This window comes from Microbacterium sp., assembly GCF_031178445.1.
Classification (GTDB): Bacteria; Actinomycetota; Actinomycetes; order Actinomycetales; family Microbacteriaceae; genus Microbacterium.
Genome location: NZ_JAPSIY010000008.1, coordinates 78,633 through 101,162, shown reverse-complemented (window position 1 = coordinate 101,162; position 22,530 = coordinate 78,633). Strand labels below are relative to the sequence as shown.

At 67.6% G+C, this 22,530-nt stretch carries 24 protein-coding genes; 9 read left to right on the top strand and 15 right to left on the bottom strand.

Annotated elements, in window-relative coordinates; all coding sequences use genetic code 11:
• Window positions 1-5: 5 nt before the first annotated feature.
• Complete coding sequence (locus RIN43_RS12370) at window positions 6-1,250, bottom strand: MFS transporter (protein WP_309129289.1); 1,245 nt, start codon at window positions 1,248-1,250, stop codon at window positions 6-8.
• A gap of 173 nt (window positions 1,251-1,423) precedes the next feature.
• On the opposite strand from RIN43_RS12370, the gene RIN43_RS12365 reads away from it, so the two are divergent.
• Window positions 1,424-2,506 (top strand): DNA polymerase IV, encoded by a 1,083-nt coding sequence (locus RIN43_RS12365; RefSeq protein ID WP_309129225.1) that lies wholly within the window; start codon window positions 1,424-1,426, stop codon window positions 2,504-2,506.
• A 7-nt stretch (window positions 2,507-2,513) separates the two neighbouring features.
• Here the strand turns inward: RIN43_RS12365 and RIN43_RS12360 are convergent, their stop codons facing one another.
• A complete protein-coding gene (locus tag RIN43_RS12360) occupies window positions 2,514-3,071 on the bottom strand; it encodes a GNAT family N-acetyltransferase (RefSeq protein ID WP_309129224.1) in 558 nt (185 codons plus the stop codon).
• A gap of 101 nt (window positions 3,072-3,172) precedes the next feature.
• Here RIN43_RS12360 and RIN43_RS12355 point away from each other — a divergent pair, with 101 nt between their 5' ends.
• Entirely contained in the window at window positions 3,173-4,762 is a 1,590-nt protein-coding gene (locus tag RIN43_RS12355; RefSeq protein ID WP_309129223.1) for a phosphatase PAP2 family protein, read from the top strand.
• Between the two features lie 52 nt (window positions 4,763-4,814).
• Here the strand turns inward: RIN43_RS12355 and RIN43_RS12350 are convergent, their stop codons facing one another.
• Both RIN43_RS12350 and RIN43_RS12345 read right to left on the bottom strand, forming a co-directional pair.
• Complete coding sequence (locus RIN43_RS12350) at window positions 4,815-5,261, bottom strand: GNAT family N-acetyltransferase (RefSeq protein ID WP_309129222.1); 447 nt, start codon at window positions 5,259-5,261, stop codon at window positions 4,815-4,817.
• 139 nt (window positions 5,262-5,400) lie between these two features.
• Entirely contained in the window at window positions 5,401-5,901 is a 501-nt protein-coding gene (locus RIN43_RS12345; RefSeq protein ID WP_309129221.1) for an HIT family protein, read from the bottom strand.
• Between the two features lie 80 nt (window positions 5,902-5,981).
• On the opposite strand from RIN43_RS12345, the gene RIN43_RS12340 reads away from it, so the two are divergent.
• A complete protein-coding gene (locus tag RIN43_RS12340) occupies window positions 5,982-6,347 on the top strand; it encodes a hypothetical protein (RefSeq protein WP_309129220.1) in 366 nt (121 codons plus the stop codon).
• 346 nt (window positions 6,348-6,693) lie between these two features.
• Here RIN43_RS12340 and RIN43_RS12335 read toward each other — a convergent pair whose 3' ends face one another.
• The 3 genes from RIN43_RS12335 to RIN43_RS12325 form a co-directional block, all read right to left on the bottom strand.
• Window positions 6,694-6,876 (bottom strand): hypothetical protein, encoded by a 183-nt coding sequence (locus tag RIN43_RS12335; protein WP_309129219.1) that lies wholly within the window; start codon window positions 6,874-6,876, stop codon window positions 6,694-6,696.
• 75 nt (window positions 6,877-6,951) lie between these two features.
• A complete protein-coding gene (locus tag RIN43_RS12330; RefSeq protein WP_309129218.1) occupies window positions 6,952-7,743 on the bottom strand; it encodes a class I SAM-dependent methyltransferase in 792 nt (263 codons plus the stop codon).
• 16 nt (window positions 7,744-7,759) lie between these two features.
• Window positions 7,760-10,114, bottom strand: coding sequence for an excinuclease ABC subunit UvrA (locus RIN43_RS12325; RefSeq protein WP_309129217.1), 2,355 nt, complete (start codon window positions 10,112-10,114; stop codon window positions 7,760-7,762).
• 166 nt (window positions 10,115-10,280) lie between these two features.
• On the opposite strand from RIN43_RS12325, the gene RIN43_RS12320 reads away from it, so the two are divergent.
• The gene (locus RIN43_RS12320; protein ID WP_309129216.1) at window positions 10,281-10,532 is read left to right on the top strand and encodes a DUF308 domain-containing protein; all 252 of its coding nucleotides are present in this window, start codon (window positions 10,281-10,283) and stop codon (window positions 10,530-10,532) included.
• The gene (locus tag RIN43_RS12315; RefSeq protein WP_309129215.1) at window positions 10,533-10,871 is read left to right on the top strand and encodes a DUF308 domain-containing protein; all 339 of its coding nucleotides are present in this window, start codon (window positions 10,533-10,535) and stop codon (window positions 10,869-10,871) included.
• A gap of 58 nt (window positions 10,872-10,929) precedes the next feature.
• Here RIN43_RS12315 and RIN43_RS12310 read toward each other — a convergent pair whose 3' ends face one another.
• Window positions 10,930-11,694, bottom strand: coding sequence for an SDR family oxidoreductase (locus tag RIN43_RS12310; RefSeq protein ID WP_309129214.1), 765 nt, complete (start codon window positions 11,692-11,694; stop codon window positions 10,930-10,932).
• A 116-nt stretch (window positions 11,695-11,810) separates the two neighbouring features.
• Between RIN43_RS12310 and RIN43_RS12305 the strand changes: the two genes are divergently transcribed.
• From RIN43_RS12305 to RIN43_RS12290, 4 genes are all read left to right on the top strand, one after another.
• Entirely contained in the window at window positions 11,811-12,284 is a 474-nt protein-coding gene (locus RIN43_RS12305) for an NfeD family protein (RefSeq protein WP_309129213.1), read from the top strand.
• A gap of 9 nt (window positions 12,285-12,293) precedes the next feature.
• Window positions 12,294-13,220, top strand: coding sequence for an SPFH domain-containing protein (locus tag RIN43_RS12300; protein WP_309129212.1), 927 nt, complete (start codon window positions 12,294-12,296; stop codon window positions 13,218-13,220).
• A complete protein-coding gene (locus RIN43_RS12295) occupies window positions 13,217-13,993 on the top strand; it encodes a glycerophosphodiester phosphodiesterase family protein (protein ID WP_309129211.1) in 777 nt (258 codons plus the stop codon). Before RIN43_RS12300 ends, RIN43_RS12295 begins: the two co-directional genes overlap by 4 nt.
• Before the next feature lie 118 nt (window positions 13,994-14,111).
• Window positions 14,112-14,495, top strand: a complete 384-nt coding sequence (locus RIN43_RS12290; protein ID WP_309129210.1) for an RNA polymerase-binding protein RbpA — start codon at window positions 14,112-14,114, stop codon at window positions 14,493-14,495.
• Between the two features lies 1 nt (window position 14,496).
• On the opposite strand, the gene lnt is transcribed toward RIN43_RS12290, so the two are convergent.
• From lnt to RIN43_RS12255, 7 genes are all read right to left on the bottom strand, one after another.
• A complete protein-coding gene (gene lnt, locus RIN43_RS12285) occupies window positions 14,497-16,053 on the bottom strand; it encodes an apolipoprotein N-acyltransferase (protein WP_309129209.1) in 1,557 nt (518 codons plus the stop codon).
• A gap of 3 nt (window positions 16,054-16,056) precedes the next feature.
• On the bottom strand, window positions 16,057-18,528 hold the full coding sequence (locus RIN43_RS12280; RefSeq protein WP_309129208.1) for a DEAD/DEAH box helicase: 2,472 nt from the start codon (window positions 18,526-18,528) through the stop codon (window positions 16,057-16,059).
• A complete protein-coding gene (gene tatC, locus RIN43_RS12275; protein WP_309129207.1) occupies window positions 18,525-19,286 on the bottom strand; it encodes a twin-arginine translocase subunit TatC in 762 nt (253 codons plus the stop codon). The genes RIN43_RS12280 and tatC overlap by 4 nt, the downstream gene beginning before the upstream one ends.
• 65 nt (window positions 19,287-19,351) lie before the next feature.
• The gene (gene tatA, locus RIN43_RS12270) at window positions 19,352-19,600 is read right to left on the bottom strand and encodes a Sec-independent protein translocase subunit TatA (protein WP_309129206.1); all 249 of its coding nucleotides are present in this window, start codon (window positions 19,598-19,600) and stop codon (window positions 19,352-19,354) included.
• A 38-nt stretch (window positions 19,601-19,638) separates the two neighbouring features.
• Window positions 19,639-20,622: a WYL domain-containing protein gene (locus RIN43_RS12265; RefSeq protein ID WP_309129205.1), complete on the bottom strand. Its 984-nt coding sequence runs from the start codon at window positions 20,620-20,622 to the stop codon at window positions 19,639-19,641.
• A complete protein-coding gene (locus RIN43_RS12260; RefSeq protein WP_309129204.1) occupies window positions 20,619-21,614 on the bottom strand; it encodes a WYL domain-containing protein in 996 nt (331 codons plus the stop codon). Before RIN43_RS12260 ends, RIN43_RS12265 begins: the two co-directional genes overlap by 4 nt.
• On the bottom strand, window positions 21,611-22,522 hold the full coding sequence (locus RIN43_RS12255; RefSeq protein WP_309129203.1) for a hypothetical protein: 912 nt from the start codon (window positions 22,520-22,522) through the stop codon (window positions 21,611-21,613). The genes RIN43_RS12260 and RIN43_RS12255 overlap by 4 nt, the downstream gene beginning before the upstream one ends.
• Window positions 22,523-22,530 lie beyond the last annotated feature (8 nt).

Here is a 22,530-nt window from a genome sequence, read left to right as displayed (position 1 = left end):
GCTGATCATCGCTTCCTCTCCGGATCGAGCCCCATCCGGATCCGAGTGCGCTTGCGCTCGATCACGATGAACACGGCGCCCAGCAGCCACAGCGGAACCTGGGTGAGAAACGCGAGACGGAACGCGTCGAGTGAGTACGTCTCCGGCGTGCCGGCACCCTGCAGATCGAGAGTGAGGCCGATCAGGAAGATCGCGATGAGTGCGGCGAGGAAGCCGCCAGCGTTCGTCAGGCCGGTAGCCGTGCTCAGCCGATGGGCGGGGTTGTGCGTGCGCGCATGGTCGAACGCGATCATCGAGGCAGGGCCGCCGGCGGCGAGCGCGATCACCAGCAGCACAAGCAGCCAGGTCGGCGCCGGCCCGGGCCAGACGATGACGACGATCCAGGCGAGAAGCTGAACGGCGACCGTGGGCAGCACGAGGCCGAGGGATCGTCGCGTGGGAATGCGGCGGGACAGTTCGCCGAGCAGGGGTCCGAACACCATGCCGGCGACGACGAACAGTGACAGCACGCCGGCAGCTGCGGCCGTCGGCAGGCCTTCCCCCGCTGTGAGGAACGGCATGCCCCACAGCAGCACGAACGCCGTGCCGGCGAACGGCGTCGTGAAGTGCGACCAGAATGCGAGCCGTGTGCCAGGATGCGCCCATGCGGCCCCGATGCCGACGCCGGTGTCGATGGCCGAGGTCACCACCTTGACGACTCCGGTCTCGGTGTTCACGGTGACATCGGCGGCGCGCTCGGGCGGGCGGTTGCGGATCAGCGCCCAGACGAGGATCGCGAAGAGAACCCCCAGGCCGGCGATGCTGCCGAAGGTGATGGTCCACGTCGTCGCATGCAGCAGGGCGGCGACGGGGATCAGCGCCACGAGCTGGCCGAGCTGACCCAGCTGGCCTGTCAGCTGCATCATCAGTGGACCGCGCTGTGCGGGGAACCAAGTCGCGACCAGACGCAGCGCGGCGGGGAAGACGGCCGCGTCGCCGGCGCCCAGGAGCACTCGCGCGATCAAGGCGATGCCGATGCTGGGGGAGAGGGCCATGACCAGCTGACCGAGCGCCATCAGGACCATACCGATCGCCATGATCGGGCGTGAGCCGTGGCGGTCGAGCAGCACGCCGATCGGCAGCTGCATCCCGCCGTACACGGCGAGCTGCACCACCGCGAAGAGTGAGAGAGTGGAGGCGTCTGCCTGGAAACGCTCAGCGGCGTCGACGCCGACGGCGCTGAGGGACGCCCGGTTCGCGATCGCCAGCATGTACGCGGCGACGGCGACCGACCAGATCAGCCACGCGCGCCAGGCCGGTGTCGAGCGAAGCGGCGGGGAGGAGGTCACGTTCCCACGCTAGTCCCGCGAGGAGTGCGGGCGCGATCGTGCGAAGCGAGTCGACAGGAGTGACGAACAGGGCCTGCGCACGGCACACTCGAGGCATGGGGTTCGCTTCGTGGGTGCTGCACGTCGACATGGATCAGTTCATCGCGGCGGTCGAGGTGCTGCGTCGGCCCGAGCTGGCAGGACGCCCGGTCATCGTCGGCGGGCGCGGGGATCCGACCGAGCGCGCCGTGGTCTCGACGGCCTCGTACGAGGCGCGACAGTATGGGATCGGGTCGGGCATGCCGCTGAAGATCGCTGCGCGAAAGGCACCCGAGGACGCCGTCTTCCTGCCGGTGGATCACGAGGCGTACGAGGCGGCGTCGGATCACGTGATGGCGACCCTTCGCGCGCTTCCCGATGTCGTGCTCGAGGTCATCGGGTGGGACGAATGCTTTCTCGGCGTCCGGACCGCCGACCCCGAGGCTGTCGCCCGTGAGGCGCAGCGGGCGGTGCTCGAGGCGACCGGCCTGAGGTGCTCGGTCGGCATCGGCGACAACAAGGTGCGGGCGAAGATCGCCACAGAGTTCGGCAAGCCCGGGGGAGTCTTCCGTCTGACGGAGCAGAACTGGTTCGACGTGATGGGCGAGCGCTCCACGCGGGAGCTGTGGGGCGTCGGCGCGAAGATCGAGAAGCGTCTCGCGTCACACGGGATCCGCACAGTGCGCGAGCTGGCGGACGCCGACCATGAAGCCATGCTTCGGGAGTTCGGGCCCAAGTTGGGCGCCTGGTACCACGGCCTCGGTTCGGGGAACGGCCCCGCGGTCGTCGACGACACACCGTGGGTCGCGCGCAGCCACAGCCGAGAGATCACCTTTCAGCAGAACCTGGCCGCACCGGGCGAAGTCGACGTCGCGATTCGGGAACTCGCCGAGCATGCGTACGCCGATTGCGCGGCCGAGGGACGACCGGTGACCCGCGTGCATCTCAAGGTGCGGTACGCACCGTTCGAGACGAAGACCATCGGAAGGAAGCTGCCGCAACCGACCCTGGATCGCGGTGAGTTCGTGGATGCTGCGCTTGCGCTGGGGCAGATGCTCGACCGTACGCGCGAGGTGCGCCTGCTGGGCGTGCGTGCCGAGATGACGATGCCGGAGGAGGGCGATCCCGTCGAGCGCACCCCGATGCGGGGTCGGATCTGACCGCGGGTCAGCCGCTGCTCGGCCGATCTGAACGGATCAGAGAGAAGACGGCGAGATCCACGCGCCCGGCATCCGTGAATCCCGCGTTGCGGGCGACTCCCTCCCGCACGAAACCGGCGCGGGCGGCCGTTCGCAGGGAGCCGACGTTCTCGGTCGCGATGCGCAGTTCTATGCGCTCGAAGCCCAGCTCGCCGATGACCCAGTCGGCCACGCGCCGGACCGCGGTCGACATGACGCCGTGCCCGCGATGGGAGGCGGCAGTCCAGTAGCTCAGCTCGAGCGTGCGCGCGCGCCAGTCGACCCGCTTCGCGTCGATGCTCGCGACCAGCGCGTCACGATCGCGGACCCCGAGAACGAAACCCCGGCCCGACTCGAGCAGTTCCCTGGAGGTGCTCGTGCACCAGGACTCCGCGAGATCCATCGTGTACGGCGATGGCAACGGCAGCCAGCGGCGCAGCTCGGCATCCGAGAACGCGCTCATGAGTGCAGATGCATCTGAGGCCATGAGGGATGAAAGCGTCAGACCCGTGGAGGTCGTGAGCGTCGCATCGGGAAAGCTGGGCACGGCTCCATCCTGCACCAGCCAGACAGCGGCGGGGGTCGTCGCGCACTCCGGAGCCGGGTCTGCCCCTCCCCGCCGCCGGTCCAGAGGTCTACGCTCAGAAGATGGGGCTGACCGCACATCCGTTCATCGCCTTGCGTCGCGTGCGCATCCTGCCGCGGTGGATGCGCCGGGCGGACGCGCTCGCCTCCAGAGCCATCAACGGTCACCGGCATCTGCCGAGTCTGGACCGAGCCCTTGCGCGGCTCTCGCACCTGGCAGATCGCAGCCGACTGTGGATCGGCATCGCCGTGGTTCTCTACGCGCTCGGGGGAGCGGCGCGGCGGGGAGCGGTCCGCGGTGTCGCATCGCTTGTCGTCGGCAGCGCACTGGCCAATCTCGTGGGAAAGCAGATCTTCGGCGGTGACCGTCCGGTGCTCAAGGACGTGCCGGTGCCACGACGGCTCAAGAAGACGCCGACGTCGGCCTCCTTCCCTTCGGGGCACTCCGCTTCGGCTGCGGCGTTCGTCACCGGGGTGGCCCTGGAATCGCGCCGCAGCGGCGTGATCCTCGCACCGCTCGGTGCCGCCGTGGCCTACTCGCGTCTGCACACGGGTGCTCACTGGCTCTCCGATGTCGTCGGCGGAGCGGCGCTCGGGTCGGCCGTCGCGGTAACCGGGAGATTGCTGGTGCCTGCACGCAGCATCCGGGAGCCTGCGCGTTCGGCGCCCGCGGTCGAGCTGCCTGCGCTGCCCGACGGTACCGGAGCGCTCATCCTCGTGAACACCGCATCAGGTATCGATCCACTGCGACCTGAGCCTGTGAACTTCCTTTCCGAGGCGCTGCCCGGTGCCGCGACTCACGTCCTCGAGGAAGGCGATGACATCGCCGAACTGGTTCGCGACGCGCTCGCGTCGGCGAGGCCGCCTCTAGTGCTCGGCGTGTGGGGTGGCGACGGCTCGGTCGCGGCCGTCGCAGATGCCGCTCGACGCGCCGGCCTTCCGCTGCTGATCTTCCCCGGCGGGACGTTCAATCATTTCGCCCGCACCGCGGGCGCGCCGACGATCGACGACGCCGTCGACGCGGTGCGCTCTGGTGCAGGACGGCGCGTGGACATCGCCGAGCTGACGATCGAAGGGGACGAGCCGCTCACGGTGCTGAACGCGGCGTCCGTCGGAATCTATCCCGACTTCGTGGCGGAGCGGGAGTCGATGGAGAACCGTCTCGGCAAGCCGGTCGCAGCTCTTGTCGCAGCCGCGAAGGTGCTGGCGCGCGCTGTGACGATCGACGTCCGCGTCGACGGGCGCCCCGCCAGAGTCTGGTCGGTGGCGGTCGCGACAGGGGCGAATTCGTCGACCTCCATGGTGCCACTGCAGCGTCGACGCCTCGACGATGGGGTGCTGGACGTGCGGGTGCTGCATGCTCGAGGTCGCATGCCGCGGCTTCGCGGGCTGGTCGCGCTTGCCTTCGGTGTACGGGCCTCGGCCATGCTCGACCGCGTTCCGGGGCGTGCGCGCTTGGCAACGATCGAGTCGTTCACCACGACGTCGCTGCGCATCGAGGCGCAGGCTGGTGTGTCGGAGCCTGTCGGCTTTGCGCACGACGGCGAGGTCACGCCGAGTGCGTCCGAAGATCGTACGGTGTCGGCGACCGTCGCTGTCGTGCCGGGCGGGCTGGACGTCTACGGCCTTGCATCGCCGAGCAGGCCGGCGTGATCCCGCCGGCCCTGCACAAGGTTGCGTGTTGGCATTTCCGTATGGCTGCTGTTCAGCCGTCCGACGGCGGGGCGTATCGCAGGACATTCGTGTCGCGAGGCCGGAACCCGACCGATTCGTAGAGACGAAGCGCTGACTCGCGTGACGGACGAGACGTGAGGTCGAGGGTGCGAAGACGGCGCCGGTCGGACTCGTCGATGATCGCTTCGAGCAGCGATCGCGCTACGCCTCGCCCACGGGCCAGATGGTCCACGACCACATCCTCGACGATCCCGCGCCAGCCGGTGACGAGTGGAAACGTCACGAGCGTCGCCATCCCGACGATGCGCTCCGCGTCGCGGGCGACGAAGAGGTCCACTCCCGGTGTCGTGAGCATCATCTGCACGCGAGACGGCTCGAAGGTGGCCGTCAATGACAACTGCGCGAGGAGCGCCTCGATCCGGGCGAGGTCGCCGGCTGCCAGGCTCTCCGCGATCGTGATCTGTATGGCGGCCTTCACATTCGAGAGCCTAGGCGACGGGGGAGCGGCGTTGTCACGTCCGAGGAATGACCGACGTCTCATCAAGCAGACCATGGGCGGCGGTGACCGCGGTTCGAGCGCCGGCGCAGGGGAGTGGTGATGGTCGCTCGCGCGCGGGTCAGTCGTCGAACGTGTACGGCAGCTGTAGTGCACGGCGCAGCTTCAGTGCGTACGGCTCACGATCGGCAGGAGAGAACCACCCGGACTCATCGTGCCGAAGGTAGAGACGATCGTTCTCGTGGCGGGGGAAGACGTGCACATGGAGATGCCAGACGTCCTGATCGCCACCCGGCTCGTTGTGCTGCCGGATCGAAGTACCGTCGCATCCGTAGGCGGAACGCATGCTCGTGGCGACGCGCTGCACGAGGTCCCACACGGCGAACCCGTCCGCCGCCGAGATTCCATAGATGTTCTCCACGTGCACGCGCGGGATCACGAGAACCGCGCCGTGATTGCCCGGCCACCACTTAGGGGCGATGCGCGCATAAGCACGTTCCGTGACAGCGATGATGTCGGATGCCGCGTTCCGCTCGTCGAACAGTCCCTGCTGAAGCCTGCAGAACGGGCAGGAGTAGCCCGCTGGTTCATGCGTGGTCGGAAGCACAAAAGATTGTCCCACGCGAGGAGGGGATTCTCGCGAGTGCTGTCCCGGTGGACCGGCGAACGCGGGGGAGACGGCGGCCCTCTTATGATGAGGAAATGACGGCCCTCGAGGGAAGACGCTCCTCAGTCCGGCCGACTGCGGCCATGGTGGTCGGGATTCTGATCATGACACTGCTCGCGCTCATCGCGGTCGGCTTGATCTGGTGGGTTGCCGTCCCGGTCGGGCCAGAGGTGTGTGCTCTGACGATGCCAGGCCCGCGAAACTGCTTCGCCCACGATCGGCAAGTCGCGGCCACCGTTTGGACTGTCGTCATAGCAGTTGCGTGTCTAGCAGCGATCCTTGCCACGGTGGTGCTCTCCAGGCGGCGGTCGTGGGTCGTCGGCGCAGGGATCGTTCTTCTGCTGCTCGTGTCTGTTGCAGGGTTCGCTGCTGCCGCATGGGTGGTCCCTGCGCTCGCGTGAGAGAGGACCGACCCGACTCCGCGACTCAACTGGTTCGTGGAGGTCCTCAAGCTGACATAATGTGCATTATCGGATTATATTGATGCGGTCTGCAGGCTCGCGATCCCGCACCTAGGTCGCAGCCCTGGGCGCCGGTGTGCGCGCGGTGAGGCGACGCGCAGCGATGACCAGCAGACCGAACCCCGAACAACCAGCCCGGCTCCCGCGATTCCCACGCCCGCCTGTACGGACGTGACCGTACCGACGCCGCCGGACACGTCAGCGATGATTCCGTTCTCGAGGATGAGCATGGCGAATGCGAGAACGAACGCGAATCCTGCCGACAGCAGACTCCGCGCAAGCGTTCTCACCGCAGGTTCCCACCTGTACCGCGACTGTGGTCGGCGACGTCGGGTTTCGCCCGCAGCACGTCGGCGATGGCCTCCTCGGGCCGCGGCGCCACGGTCTCGTCCTCTTCGAGCTCTGGGACACTGCTCTCGCCGGGGCCGGGCACGTGATGCTCAGCCAGCTGCCCGCTTTCGACGCCCATGGCCGACCCCTTCCGTCAGAGACACTCACAGAGTAGACCCCCGGCGGGGCTCGCAGACGGACGGCGTCTACGCGGTCAGGCCCGGCCGATCCCGATCAGGTGCGCGCTGAAGTCGCGGATACCGGGCACGGCCTCGGCCGCCCGCGCGAGCTCGAGCGCCGCGTCCGACAACTCCGCATCAGCCTCGGCGACAGTCTCCAGGTACAGGCCTGCGGGACCCTCCAAGCCCACGACGGAGACTTCGGAGAACCCGGCTTCCTCCAGCTCAGCGTGAAGTTCTTCGGCTGTGTGGTAATGCCCCGCCGGAAACCGCATCCCCGAGACGGGCGCTCCACCGGTGATGAGAGCGGCCCACTCCCCCGGCAGTTCCTCAGGCATCGCGCGTGCGAGCGAGACCTTGCCGAACGCGATATATCTTGAAAGGCCTGCGGCGAACACGTGTCCGCCGGGATGCACGACGCGGTGCGCCTCGCGGAGCGCTGCCTGCCGGTCAGCGCTCGACGCCAGATGGTAGAGCGGCCCGAGCATGAGCGCGGCGTCGAAGACTGCATCCTCGAACGGCAGGTCACGTGCATCGGCAACGGATGCTCGCACGCCGGCGGCCCGCGCCTGCGCGACATGCCGTGAGACGGGGTCGATCAGGGTGACGTCGTATCCGCCGTCCACCAGCGCTCGGGCATGCACGCCGGCTCCTCCGCCGATATCGAGGATGCTTCCCTCGGGCACATGCCTCCGGACGATCTCTTGCGTGCGAGCGAACTCCAGCGGCCCCTGGGCGGAGCGGCTGGTCAGCCTGGCTTCCTCGTCGAAGACTTCACCGTAGTAGGTCTGGATCCGCTCGTCGATCTCGCGCTGATCGGTGGCCATCGTCGGCTCTCCTCGTTCAGCCGGCCACGTACTCGGCCAGATGCTGACCCGTCAAGGTCGATGCCGCAGCCACGAGATCGGCGGGTGTGCCCTCGAACACGACCCGGCCTCCGTCATGGCCCGCACCCGGGCCGATGTCGATGATCCAGTCCGCGTGGGCCATCACCGCCTGGTGATGCTCGATGACGATCACGGTCTTGCCGTCGTCGACCAGCCGGTCGAGCAGGCCGAGGATCTGACGCACGTCTGCGAGGTGCAGACCGGTGGTCGGCTCGTCGAGCACGTAGACGTCGCCCTTCTCCCCCATCTGGATGGCGAGCTTGACGCGCTGCCGCTCACCGCCCGACAGAGTCGACAGGGGCTGACCGAGCGAGAGGTAGCCGAGCCCCACATCTTCGAGCCGGCCGAGGATCGCAGCCGCTGCGGGGATCTTCGCTTCGCCCGAGGAGAAGAACTCCCGCGCCTTCGCGACCGGCAGGTCCAGCACCTCGGTGATGTCGAGCCCACCCAGCTTGTACTCCAGTACTGCGGCCTGGAACCGCTTGCCACCGCAGTCTTCGCACGGCGTCTCGATCGTGTCCATGAACCCGAGCTCGGTGATGATGACACCGGCCCCCTTGCATGTGGGACACGCGCCCTCGGAGTTGGCACTGAACAGCGCCGGCTTGACGCCGTTCGCCTTGGCGAACGCCTTGCGGATCGGCTCGAGCAGCCCTGTGTAGGTGGCGGGGTTGCTGCGTCGCGATCCCCGGATCGCGGACTGGTCGATCGCGATGACGCCCTCTCGCGGCGACACCGATCCGTGGATCAGCGAGCTCTTGCCGGATCCCGCCACGCCGGTCACGACGGTGAGCACGCCCGTGGGGATGTCGATGTCCACGTCCTGCAGGTTGTTCGCGGTTGCCCCGCGCACCTCGATCACGCCGGTCGCCTTGCGCACCGCGGGTTTGAGCGCCGCCCGGTCATCGAGGTGCCGGCCGGTGAGAGACCCGCTCGCTCGCAGCCCTTCGACGGTGCCTTCGAAACAGATCTCGCCGCCGTTGCTCCCCGCGCCGGGGCCCAGGTCGACGACGTGGTCGGCGATCGCGATCGCCTCAGGTTTGTGCTCGACGACGAGCACCGTGTTGCCCTTGTCTCGCAGTTCGCGCAGCAGTCCGTTCATCCGCTGGATGTCGTGCGGATGCAGACCGATGGTCGGCTCGTCGAAGACGTAGGTGACGTCGGTGAGCGATGAGCCGAGGTGACGCAGCAGCTTGATGCGCTGCGCTTCTCCCCCACTCAACGTGCCTGACGGCCTGTCGAGGCTCAGGTACCCCAGGCCGAGGGTGACGAACGCGTCGAGGTTGGCGCTGAGCGCCTTCAGCAGTGGTCCCGCTTCTGCGAGATCGAGCCCGCGCACCCACTCGGCCAGATCTGTGACCTGCATCCGGCATGCATCGGCGATGCTGATGCCCGCGATCTTCGACGATCGCGCCCCCTCGGTCAGCCGCGTCCCGTCACATTCCGGGCAGGTCGCGAACGTCGCAACGCGCTCTACGAAACGCCGGATGTGGGGTTGCAAGGCGTCGAGGTCCTTCGACAGCATCGCCTTCGTGATCTTGGGGATCAGGCCTTCGTAGGTCATGTTGATCCCCGAGATCTTGACCTTCGTCACCTCGCCGTACAGGAACAGGTGCCGCTGCTTCTCGGTGAACTGCTCGATGGGCTTGTCGGACGGATAGAAGCCGGACTGCGAGAACCCCTTCACCATCCAGCCGTCGGCGGTGTAACCGGGAACCATGATCGCGCCCTCGTCGAGCGACTTCGTCTCGTCGACGACCTGCGTGAGGTCGATGTCCGACACCGCTCCCCTGCCCTCGCACCGCGGACACATCCCGCCCAGGTAGATCGCGTCCTTGACGATCTTCTTCTCGCCACCGGGGCCCGTCATCACGCCGCTGGCCTTCTGCGTCGGGATGTTGAACGAGAACGCGGTCGGGCCGCCGATGTAGGGCTTGCCGAGCTTGGAGAAGAGGATGCGCAGCATCGCATTCGCGTCCGTGACGGTGCCGACGGTCGAACGGGGATTCGCGCCCAGGCGTTCCTGGTCGACGATGATGGCGGTGGTGAGGCCCTCGAGCACGTCGACGTCGGGTCGTGGTACGGAGGGCATGAACCCCTGCACGAAGGCGCTGTACGTCTCGTCGATCATGCGGCGGGACTCCGCAGCGATGGTGTCGAAGACGAGGGAGCTCTTACCGGAGCCCGACACCCCGGTGAAGACGGTGAGACGCCGTTTCGGCAGTTCCACGCTCACGTTCTTCAGATTGTTCTCGCGCGCGCCCTCGACGCGGATGGCGTCGTGGCCGTCGGCCGGATGCAGTGCAGGCAAGGCGGGTCACTCCTGGTCGTAGACGATGGGTGCAGATGAGAGGCTAGCGTCACATGCGCTGCAGGGAAGCGCACGCGCCGAAGCGATGCGTCAGCCCTTCGATCGTGGCAGTCGCGATGGCACAGCGCTATCCTGAGCGCGAACTCGTTCGAGAGAAGGGCTGATCATGACCGATGTGCTCGCTGAGACGAAGGGCTTCGTCCGCTCCGTCCGGATCTTCCTGGCCGTGTCGGGTGCGCTGGCATTGATAGCAGGGCTCGTGCTGCTCATCTGGCCGACGAAGTCCGCGGTCATCGTCACTGGCATCTTCGCCTCGTACCTGATCGTCGGCGGGTTGGTGTATATCGCGCTCGGCATCTTCTCCGGCAATGGAGGCGGCTGGGCGCGCGCAGGTCACATCCTGCTGGGCCTGCTCTAGATGGCGACCGGGATCATCGCGTTCGCCAACCTGCCCGCAGCGACCGTCACCTTCGCCCTGGTCGTTGCCGTCTTCATCGGCGTCAGCTGGATCGTCGACGGCTTCGTCGCACTCAGTCTGCTCGGTGCCGACGCCTCCAAAGCGTGGACGCTGCTCTACGCCGTACTGGGAATCATCGCCGGCGTAGTCGTGCTCTTCTCGCCTCTGTACGCGGCCACCGTGCTCTGGATCATGCTGGGGGCGTCGCTCGTGGTACTGGGCGCTTTGCAGCTGATGCGCGCCCTGACGATGAAGCGCGATGCCGAGCAGATCGATCCACTCGCGGCCGAGATCGTCTGATCCAGAGATGTGAGGAGCCGGTCCCGTCGAGTGCGGCGGGACCGGCTCCTCACATGAATCACTCGGTGACGAAGTCCGCGGTGTCTCCGACCAGACGCGTGTTGTCGGCCGGCACGGGATCGACAGCCGCTCGGGCGACCTCGGCTGCGAACTCGGCCACGTTGTACAGCTTCCCGGCGGACTCGCGGCGGCCCGCGATCGCTCCCGGATTCGCCCTCTCGAGCAGTGTCGCGGTGATGGTGCCCTCGATCATGTCGCCGGAAACCACGGTGAAGCCGATGCCCTTCTCGGCGAGCTCGGGCACCAGCTCACGCAGAGCGTCCTCGCCGGCTCGCTTGGACTTCGCGACGGGCTCGTACTCGGGCATGGTCGGAGTCGTGCGGATGAAATGCGCCTGATGGCTCGTCACGAACACCACGCGCGAACCGTCGCCGAGCAGCGGCTCCGCCGCCTTCAGCGCGCCGACCTGAGCGTCTCGGTTGAGCTTGAGCGCGTAGTCCTCGGCCATGCCGGACTCCATGCCCCCGGAGGCGTTCAACACGAGGATGTCGAGGCGGCCGAACTCCTGACGAACGGCATCGAACATCGCCTGCACCGACTCAGGGTCGGTCAGGTCGGCGCCGACCACGAGCGCGCGCACGCCCAGTTCCCGAATCTGGGAGGCCAGCTTCTCGGCTCGCGGCGCCTTGTTGCGGAAGTTGATGACGACGTCCGCGCCGGCCTCGGCGAAGTAGCGGACGGTGTCGGCGCCGATGCCACGCGACGAGCCGGTGACGAGCGCCACCTTGCCGTCGAGGGCTCCGGCCGGGAGAACCTGGGTCATTTCTGACTCCTCCTGATGCGCGGAAATCGCCCGGGAGGGCGACACTTCAGCCTACAACGCCGGCGCACCGCGGCCCGCGGAGCACGCCCGTGGTAGGTTGACCGCAGGAGGGGCGCATGGACGGTTTCACGGCATTCGTCGAAGGCATCGAGCAGTGGGCCTGGATCGGCTGGCTGGTGCTGATCGCGGTCTTCCTTGTGGTCGAGATGCTCACCCTCGACTTCACCTTCCTCATGCTCTCGCTCGGCGGCGTGGCAGGACTGGTCACCGACCTCGTGGGCCTGCCGCTCTGGGCGCAGGTGATCATCGCCGCCGCCGGCGCTGCCGCATTCATCCTCTTCCTCCGCCCGCCTCTCCTGCATCGGCTTCGCCGTGGAGAGGATCCGGCCAAGTCCAATGTCGACGCGCTGATCGAGTTGCGCGGCACCGCGCTTCAGGACATCACCCAGATCTCCGGGCAGGTCAAGCTCAGCAACGGCGACACCTGGACCGCGCGCGCTCTCGACGGCGTGCCCATCCCCCAGGGCGCCCGCGTCGCGGTGTCCGAGATCCACGGTGCCACCGCCATCGTCCGACCCGTCGCCGAATAGGAGCATCCGATGGACGACTCGTTCCTTCCCGCAGCCATCGCCTGGATCCTCGCGATCGCAGTCATCATCTTCGTGTTGGTGACGCTCGCACGCTCGATCCGGATCATTCCGCAGGCGACTGCGGGGGTTGTGGAGCGGCTGGGCCGCTACCACAAGACCCTCACGCCGGGTCTGAATCTGCTGGTGCCCTTCATCGACCGCCTGCGGCCGCTGATCGATATGCGCGAGCAGGTGGTGTCCTTCCCACCGCAGCCGGTCATCACCGAAGACAACCTGGTCGTCTCGATCGACACGGTCGTCTACTTCCAGGTGACGGATGCTCGCGCCGCCACGTACGAGATCGCGAACTATCTCGGCGCGGTCGAACAGCTCACCACGACGACGCTGCGAAACGTGGTCGGCGGGCTCAACCTCGAAGAGGCCCTGACCAGCCGCGACAACATCAACGGCCAGTTGCGTGTCGTGCTCGACGAGGCGACGGGCAAGTGGGGTATCCGCGTCTCGCGCGTGGAGCTGAAGGCGATCGACCCGCCCGTTTCGATTCAGGACTCGATGGAGAAGCAGATGCGCGCCGAGCGTGAGCGTCGCGCGACCATCCTCACCGCGGAGGGATCGAAGCAGTCGCAGATCCTGGAGGCCGAGGGGCAGCGTCAGGCTGCGATCCTCAAGGCAGAGGGCGACAAGCAGGCAGCGGTGCTGCGCGCACAGGGCGAGGCCGAGGCCATCCAGAACGTGTTCACCGCCATCCACCAGGGTCAGCCCGACGACAAGCTGCTGGCCTACCAGTACCTGCAGATGCTCCCGAAGATCAGCGAGAGCGAATCCAGCAAGCTGTGGATCATCCCGAGTGAGCTGACCGAGGCGCTCAAGGGCATCGGCAGCGCGTTCACGCCCCGCCCGGGCGCAGCGCCGCTCGATTCGCAGCGCACCGAGTGAGGCACCCGTACTTCGCCGGAACCCGGCACCCCAGAGTCCTCGCCCACCGCGGGCTGATACCCACGACGCGCGAGGACTCGCCGGTTTGGGAGAACAGCGCCGCCGCTTTCGCCGCCGCCCACGCTTCCGGGGCGGAGTACATCGAGACGGACTGCCGTCTCACCGTCGACGGCGACGTGGTGCTGGTGCATGACGAGACGCTCATTCGTCTCGCCGGTGACGCGAGAGCCACAGCCACCGTCCGCACCGCCGAACTGCGGACCCTCTTCGAGGATCACGGCGGCCTGCTGACGGTTGCGGAGGCGCTGGAGCTGTTTCCCGACACGCGCTTCAACATCGATGTGAAGACGGATGCCGCCGCGGAACCGGCGGGCCGGCTCGTCGCACCTCACACAGAACGCGTGCTGCTGACCAGCTTCTCCGATCGGCGTCGCCGCACGGCGGTCGAAGCCGCGCTGCGCGCCGGTGCCGCCCTGCGACCCGCCACCTCCGGCGGTCGCCGTACGATCATGGCGCTTCGCGCTGCGTCGAGCATGCGCCTCTCCCCCGGCAGGATCCTCGCCGATCTCGACGCGGTGCAGATCCCGGAACGGTACAACGGCGTCCGCGTGCTCACGCCCGCTCTGCTGCGCGCCGCTCATTCACGCGACGTCGAAGTGCACGTGTGGACGGTGAACGAGCCCGACGACATCCGCCGCCTCGTCGCCATGGGGGTGGACGGCATCGTCAGCGATCGCGCCGACGTCGCCGTCTCGCTGCTGCATCGGGACTGACCGAGGCAGGAAAGCGCTGCCCCTGGGATTCCACTGTGAATCCCTGCCGCTTCTCGCCGGTGTGGATGAACCGCACAGCCGCGACCGTTATACCTGACAGCGACGAGAGGACCACACAATGGCAGATCGCAGCCTTCGAGGCATCCGACTGGGTGCCCAGAGCCTTCAGAGTGAAGAGGGCGTCGTGTTCATGGAGCGACGCGCCACCACGTACAAGTGCGCGACGTGCGGACACGACACCACGCTGATGTTCGCCGCCGATGCTGAGCCTCCGCAGACCTGGGAATGCCGCACCTGCGGCGCCGAGGCGCTGCTGCAGGTCGACGGCGAGTCGGTCAAGCTCGACGATTCCGAGGAGAAGTCCGCCCGCTCCCACTGGGACATGCTGCTCGAGCGCCGTACGCGCGCAGAGCTCGAGGAGCTGCTCGAGGAGCGTCTCGCCTACGTGCGCGCACGTCGCGGCGCGGGCGAGGACCCGACACGGGAGCGCATCGGCGCCTGAGTCACGGTCGCCGGCGTGAGCCGACGTAGGCGGCCACCAGGGCGGCCGGCCCCGCGAGCGCCAGCACAAGCTGCACCCACGGGCCCAGCACCACCCCAGCCGTGAGGCCGGAGCGAAGTTCGACATCCTCGAGCAGCGCTCCGGCCTCATTCGCGTCCAGGCTCGAGACGGTCGACCCGTCGGGGCGGATGACCTGACTCGTGCCGACGGTCGAGACGTTCACCACACTGCGGCCGGTCTCCATTGCCCGCATGCGGGCGAACGCCAGCTGCTGCAGATTCTCGTCAGTGCCGCGGAAATCGGCATTGTTGGTCTGGAAGACCAGGACCTCCGCTCCCGCTCCGACGCTCTCGCGGATCACCTCGTCGTAGATCACGTCGAAGCAGATCGCCAGACCCACCCCGATGCCGCCCACCTCGACGGTCGGTGAGTTGCTTCCCGGCGTGTACTCACGGGTGAGCAGGCCGACCAGGTCGGGCGCGAGCGCGTTGAAGAACTCTCGGTTCGGCACGTACTCGCCGAACGGCACGGGATGCCGCTTGTCGTGCGTCTGACCGGTGGCGCCGTCCTCATTCCACACGAACGAGGTGTTGAAGGCATTGTCGCCTCGCTCCGTCGCGGTGTTCGCCAGCAGCGGGGCGTCGACGCGGGCGGAGACACGCGTCAGCATCCGCGCGGTGGCGGAGTCCTGGAACGGATCGTAGTCGACGCCGCCCTCCGGCCAGACCAGCAGATCCACCTCTTCGCCGATGAGCGGTTCAGTGGCCCGTGTCTGCGCCTCGATCACGCCGTACGGCTCTCGATCGTCGAAGAAGCCGGTGGTGCCATTGCCCTGCACCGCGCCGATGCGCATCGCCCCCGTCGAAGAGGTCGGGAACAGCGGAGTGAGCAGCAGAATGGCGACTGTCGCCGCCGGCGCGACGAGCGCGATCGGGCGACGCCACCCCGACGCGCGCACGCACTCGATGATCAGCGCCACGGCCGTGACCATGAGGAAGCTGAGTCCCGTCACGCCGATCCACGACACGACAGGGGCCATGGGGCCCTGCGATTGCGTCATTCCCAATCTGGCCCAAGGGAACCCCCCGTATGGCCAGTTGCCCAGGAACAGCTCGTACATCGCCCACAGGGCGCCGACGACGACGGGCAGCAGAACGGACCTCGCCCCGGGCCAGGCGCGCGGTAGCCAGCGGTAGGCGAGCGCGATCGGCACCAGGGCGACCGAGGTCAGAACCGTTTCGGCGCCGGCGAGCCCCAGCCATGGCACGGCGCCCAGGTATCGCGTCGCCCAGAACACCAGCAGGGGAAAGAACACCGCGCCGTAGACCGCAGAGACGAGGATCGCGCCTCCGATACGGCGACCGTCCAGGGCGAGGAGCAACAGCCCGACCGCCACGAAGGCGCACGGCCACAGACCCACTGAGGGGAATGCGAGATCCATCAACACCCCGGCCAGCGCCGCACTGAGCACCGCCGCCCAGAGCGGCAGCATCGGGCGTTCAGGCGCGGCGGGCGCGTCGTGCGGGCGCGGTCGAGCCCCGGTCCGGCGGGAGAGCATCCGTCACACCCCCGAGTAGGCGACGATGCCCCGCCGCACGCCGTCGAGGGCCCGTCTCGCGGTGCGCGCCAGCTCGTCGTCGTCGGCGACGATCGACAGCTGGTCGAGCAGGTCGATGGTCTGCTTGGCCCAGCGGACGAAGTCACCGGCAGCCATGTCGGCGTCGACCAGGACCCTGTCGAGAGCGCCGCCGCGCGCCCAGGAGTGCATGGCGCCGGAGAGCCCTGGCGCAAGAGGTTCCGTGCGGGGCAGCGAGTGCGCCTCCTCGAGCTCGTCGAGCTCGGCCCACAAGCGAGTGGTCGCGTCGTATGCGATGCGGAACGCGCCGCGTGGCAGGCCCCGCTCCCCCGCGTTCTGCTCATCACGGCGCGGCTCGTACACCAGGCAGCAGGCCATCGCCGCGAGCGAAGGCGCGTCCAGGTTCCGCCAAAGCCGCGCGCGCAGCGCCTCGGCCACCAGCAGGTCGCGTTCACCGTAGATGCGGCGCATGGTGCGTCCTGCATCCGTCAGCTCCAGCTCGTCACCGGTTCCGGAGACGTAGTCGACGATCTGCAGGACATCGATCACTCGGTCGAAGATGCGGGCGACACTGCCGGTGCGCTTCTCGATCTGCTTGCGGATCCGGTCGGTGTCGCGTTTCAGGGTGAAGTAGCGTTCGGCCCAGCGTGCGTGCGCCTCGCGATCGGGGCAGCCGTGGCATGCGTGGCGCTGCATGCGGGTGCGCAGCTGCTGGATCTTCTTGAGGCGCTTGTCACGTGCGGCGCGAGGCCCGGCGTCACGACGGTTCTTCTTCTCGAGATCGCTCAGTTCGCGCCGTATCGCCGCATAGTCGAGGAAGTCGCCGCGCTCGCACTGCATTGCCTTGAGATAGCCGTCGAGCGACTCCTCAGCGTCTCGCACCTTCCTTGCCAGCCCGACGACCGAGCGGTCCGCCTGGAACTGCGCGAAGGAGGACTCCAGAATCTCTCTCGCCCTGGTGCGACCGAAGCGGTCGATCAGGTTGACCGCCATGTTGTAGGTGGGACGGAAACTGGAGTTCAGCGGATAGGTGCGCCGCGACGCGAGTGCCGCGACGGACTGCGGGTCCATGCCCTCGGTCCACTGCACCACGGCGTGACCCTCGACGTCGATGCCGCGCCGACCCGCACGACCGGTGAGCTGCGTGTACTCCCCCGACGTGATCGCCACCCTGGCCTCGCCGTTGAACTTCTCCATCTTCTCCAGCACGACGGTGCGGGCAGGCATGTTGATGCCGAGAGCGAGCGTCTCGGTGGCGAACACCGCTTTGACCAGCTTGCGCTGGAAGAGCTCCTCGACGACCTCTTTGAACACGGGCAGCATGCCCGCGTGATGGGCAGCGACGCCGCGCTCGAGGTTGTCGCGCCACTCCCAGAATCCGAGCACGTCGAGATCCTCGTCCTGCAGAGCGGCAGTGCGCTCCGTGACGGTCGCACGGATCTGATCGCGCTCCTCCTGCGTCGTCAGACGGATGCCCGCCCGCCGCACCTGCTGCACGGCGGCGTCGCATCCCACGCGGCTGAAGATGAAGAAGATCGCCGGCAGCAGGTTCGATCGCTCCAGGAGCTGCACCACGTCAGGGCGATCCATCCGCTCGATGCGGCGCATGTTCGCCGCGCGGACAGGGCGCTTGCCGCCGCGGGGCGGCCGCTGCGCCTGCCGGCCGGCGTGACGGGCGCTGTTGTAGGCCTGGGCCCGGCTGTTGCTGTCGTAGCGCGACCCGGTGAAGGACCGGATACGGAACAGCTCCTGATTCACCTGCGCGGTCGCGACGCCGGCGCGATCGTCGAAGAGCGGCAGGAGATCATCCCGCACGAGAACGTGCTGCTCGAGCGGCACCGGCCTGGTCTCCGAGACGATGACTTCGGTGTCGCCGCGCACAGTGTCGAGCCAGTCGCCGAACTCCTCCGCGTTCGAGACGGTGGCACTCAGGGATATCAGCCGCACGTCGTGGGCGAGATGCAGGATCACCTCTTCCCACACCGGTCCGCGGAACCGGTCGGCGAGATAGTGCACCTCATCCATCACCACGAAGCGGAGACCGCGCAGCGCGTCAGAGCCGGCGTAGAGCATGTTGCGCAGCACTTCCGTGGTCATCACCACGATGCGCGCGTTGCCGTTGATGTTTGTGTCGCCGGTGAGCAGACCCACCTCGGCGGCGCCGTAGACGTCGACCAACTCGCGGAACTTCTGGTTCGACAGCGCCTTCATCGGGGTCGTGTAGAACGCCTTGTCGTTCGGCGTCTGCATGGCCAGGTGGATCGCGAACTCGCCGACGATCGTTTTGCCGGCGCCGGTCGGCGCGGCGACCAGCACGCTGTGGCCGCGCTCCAGAGCCTGGCACGCGTCGATCTGAAAGGGATCGAGCTCGAAGCGCTGTGCTTCGGCGAAGGCCCGCGTCTGAGGATGCTGCGACGCGGAGCGTGCGGCGGCGTAGCGCTCAGCCGGCGAACTCATGCCGTGGCGATGTCGGGATCGAGTCCGGCGGCGATCCGCTGCTTGCGCTTACGGCGGTCGAGGAGAACCGAGAGCCCCGCTGCCGCGAAGTACAGCACGATGAGCATTCCCGCCAGCATCAGCATGCTGACGACATCCGCAGCCGGCGTTGCCAGCGCCGCGAAGGTCGTCGCGATGAGCACCGCCACACGCCAGCCCTTCAGGATCGCGCGCCCCGACATGATGCCGGCGAAGTTCAACGCGACGAGGAAGACAGGCAGCACGAAGGCCACGCCGATCACCATCATCATCTTGAACACGAAGTCGTAGTACATCTTCGCGGAGTAGAGGTTGTTCGCCCCCTCGGGGGTGAAGTTCGCCATCAGCTCGATGACATGCGGGACGACGAGCGTGCCGACGTAGCAACCGGCGAAGAACAGCGGGATCGCGGCAGCCATGAATCCCAGCGTGTACTTGATCTCTTTGCGCGTCAGGCCGGGCATCACGAAAGCCCAGATCTGCCACATCCAGATGGGTGCCGAGAGGAAGATGCCGATCGAGAACGCCATGCGCATGCGGAGATCGAACGGTTCGGTGACCGAGTTGAAGGTCAGCCCCACCAGGGCATCCCGTTCCTCGGCGATCTTGTTGACCGGCTCGACGATGAACGCGATGATCGGATCCGTCACGAGGAACGCGACGATCATCCCGACCAGAAGGCCCGCCGCCGCGAGCATGAGGCGGCGACGGAACTCGAGCAGATGCGCACCGAGCGACATGCGCCGCTCAGCGCGCTCTGGCTTCTTATCCGTGGCGCCGCGGGACCCTGCCGCTGCCACGACCGTCAGCTGGAGGGACGATCAGAGGACGGCGAGGGCGTCTCGGACGTCGAAGCCTGCGTTGCCGCCTGGTCATCGGTCTTCGAGGCGTCCGCAGACGCGTCCTCTTCGCGCATCGCCTTCATCTCGCCCTTGAAGACGCGAGCCGACTGGCCCATGCTCTTGGCCAGCGCAGGCAGCTTTGCCGCGCCGAAGAGCAGAAGGATGACGACGAGGAGGATGACCAGGTGCCAGCCGTTGAGATTGCCGAACATGTCGTACTCCTAAAAGTAGGTGGTTTCGTTCAGTCTACCTACACAACGGCGGCGGAGGACGCACGGTAAAGCGCGAGCCCCGCTTCGGCCCATTCGCGTGTGGCGGCCCGCCCGATACCCGGGTCCACCACCTCGAGGGCTCCCCCGAATCGAGCGGCGATGCGTTTGATCCCACGAGGGTCCGCCATGCGCAGTCGCACGGTGAGGCAGCCGTCCGTGCGCGAGACCTCTTCACGCGTGAACCCGTCCAGCAGAGCGCTCAGGCGCTCGGGCAGTCGCACGGTGACCTCACCCGCGGCGGCATCCTGACCGAACGCCTCCGGCACCGCCACGTCACGATGGGTGATGGCGATGTCCGTCAGCTTCGGATCGCTCACCCTGTCGAGGTGGAAAGTGCGCATCGCCTGACGCAGATGGCACCAGCCCTGCAGGTACCACTGACCGTTCGTGATGAGGATCTGCATCGGATCCACGGTGCGGGTCGTGGGCTCTGCGTCCGGCGCCTGATAGGTGAAGCACACGGCGACGCCTTCGTGCAGCGCGCGGGAGACGACGGTCTGAACCTCGCTCACCGCGACGGGGGCGACCACGAGATCGGGCGGGGCGTCGGCGGAACCCTTGGAGAGCTTGGCCATCAGCCCCGAGACCAGGCCGGACTCCGACACTGCGGGAACAGAGGCGACTATCTGGAGGCCTGCGAGCAGAGCCGCCGCTTCTCGGGCCGTGAATCGGGGCACGCGACGAAGCGCGACGTCGTTGGTGATCTCGATGACGTCATGCTCGTCGAGCAGATCCCAGTCGATGTCGAACATCTCCTGCGGCAGCTGCCAGTACCCCGAGTCGCCGGGCAGGCCGATCACGGTCAGCTTCTCGACCATCGACCGCATCTCGGCCGGGGACACGTCGAAGTCGGCGGCAGCCTCGTCGAGCGTCACCTGACCGCGCTCGATCAGGTAGGGCACGAGAGTGAGATAAAGGCGGACGCGGTCCGCTGCGAGCAGCGGCTGACTGGACCGGCTCATGCGGGACCCCCCTCATCGGAATGACGTGCGGCGATGGCTTGGAGCCGCTCGATGACGGCATCCCTCAGGTCGGCGGGCTCGACCACACGCACCTCAGGGCCGTACGAAGCGAGCTCATCGGCGAAGATGTGTCGATCGACATATGGGACATGGATGCCCTGTCTCGCAGGGGTCGCCTTGCGCCCCAGGCGCAACGCCGCTTCCGTGCCGGGCGTGACCTCGAGAAGAGCCTGCTGCGACTCGGCCACCGCCTTCAGCCCGGCGAGAGCCCTCTCCGCTGCGCCATCGCGCAGCGCCGCGTCGAAGGTCTGTCCCGTGACCTTCACGTCGCTGACGACCCGGCTCAGCAGGAAGGTGCGGTCGGCGTCGGCATCCAGGTCGAAACCATAGACATGCCAGCGCGCTTCATACTCGACGAGTGCGAGCGGTCGGATGCGGCGACGGGTGGGCGCGGCCTCCCCCGGCTTGAGGTAGTCGAACACCACGACCCTGCACCTCTCGATGCCGGCCTGCAGCGCGGGGAACGCGGCGTCCCTCGCGGTGATGCGCGGTGCGAAGCCGATGATCTGCTCATCGCCGTCGATGCCGAGCGCGCGGATCTTGCGCACGCCGGACTGCGCATCCGTCGACACCGATCCAGCGCTCCAGACGCTTCCGGCGAGCCGCAGCACGGCCAGCTCTGCCGCAGTGAACTCGATGTCGGCGGGAAGGTCGTACTCGGCGAGCGGGATGCGGTAGCGGGCCTCGCGGAGATCCTGCGGATCGGTCGGATCGCCGATCGTCTCGACGGGGATGCCGAGCGCACGGAGCTCGTCCTTGTCGCGCTCGAACATCTTCTCGAGCGCGTCCGACTTCGCGCCGGCCTCCGCGCGCTGACGGTACCCCGAGACGTTGTCGAGGATCTGCTGTTTGGTGAGGCCGATCTCCGTGGCCATCAGCGCCACAACGAGATTCGTCAGGCGCTCCTCCGCGGGGATGCGAACCGCTGTCATCCCTGAGTCAGCTCTTCCGGGATCACGCCGAGGACGTCGACGACGTACGCGGTGGCATCGCTGTCCTCGCCGGGCACGACCACGAGCAGCTGCGATCCGATGGCGGCCTTCTTCATAGCCTCGACGACCTGCTCGGGCAGGCCGCTCGTGCTCGACGACACGCTCTCTCCCCAGTTCGACGCGGTCACGCTGCGGTCCGACCAGCTCACGGCCGTGAAGTTGAACAGCGGAACCGCGTCGCCGACCTCGTCGCCTTCGCCCTCGATCAGCGTCTGCATGACCGCGTCCTTGGGAGCGTCGCCATCGGGGATGATGACCCCGGGACGACCGTCAGCTGCACGGACGACTGTGGGCAGACCGCTCGCATCGTTGAAAACGTCCCGGCCCTCCGCGCTGGTGTGCAGCACGTCGTGCACATCGAACACGCCGACCAGGCTGTCGCCGGGCTGAAGACCGACCTGCGCTGCCATGCCCTCCGGAAGGCTCGCAGCCGGAATCGAGGCGATGACGCGGCTCCCGGCCGTGACGCACTCCAGAACCTCGCCCACGCCGGGAAGCTGCTGCGAAAGGCTCTCGGGGCTCCACAGCCCGACGCCCTGCTGCAGGACCTCGCCGCTCGCGCCGTTGTGGAGGGCCAGGGTGACGATCGCGCTCTGCGTCTCTTCAGCGACCGCGCGCCCTTCGCCCTCGATGGCGTCGACATACGACAGCTTGGAGGTGCGAACCGGACGATCGAGGTCGAGCTTCGGCGAGCCGAGGTCGCCGCTGACCTTCGCCGATGACGCGAGCGTGGTCGAGCTCTCGCGCGGCGCGCAGTCCGCGCCGTCGTTCCCTGGGGCTGCAGCGCAGCCGGTCAGGGCGAAGGCGGCAAGGGCGATGGCGGAGAAGGCAGCGGTCGTTTTACGCACGCGCCCCA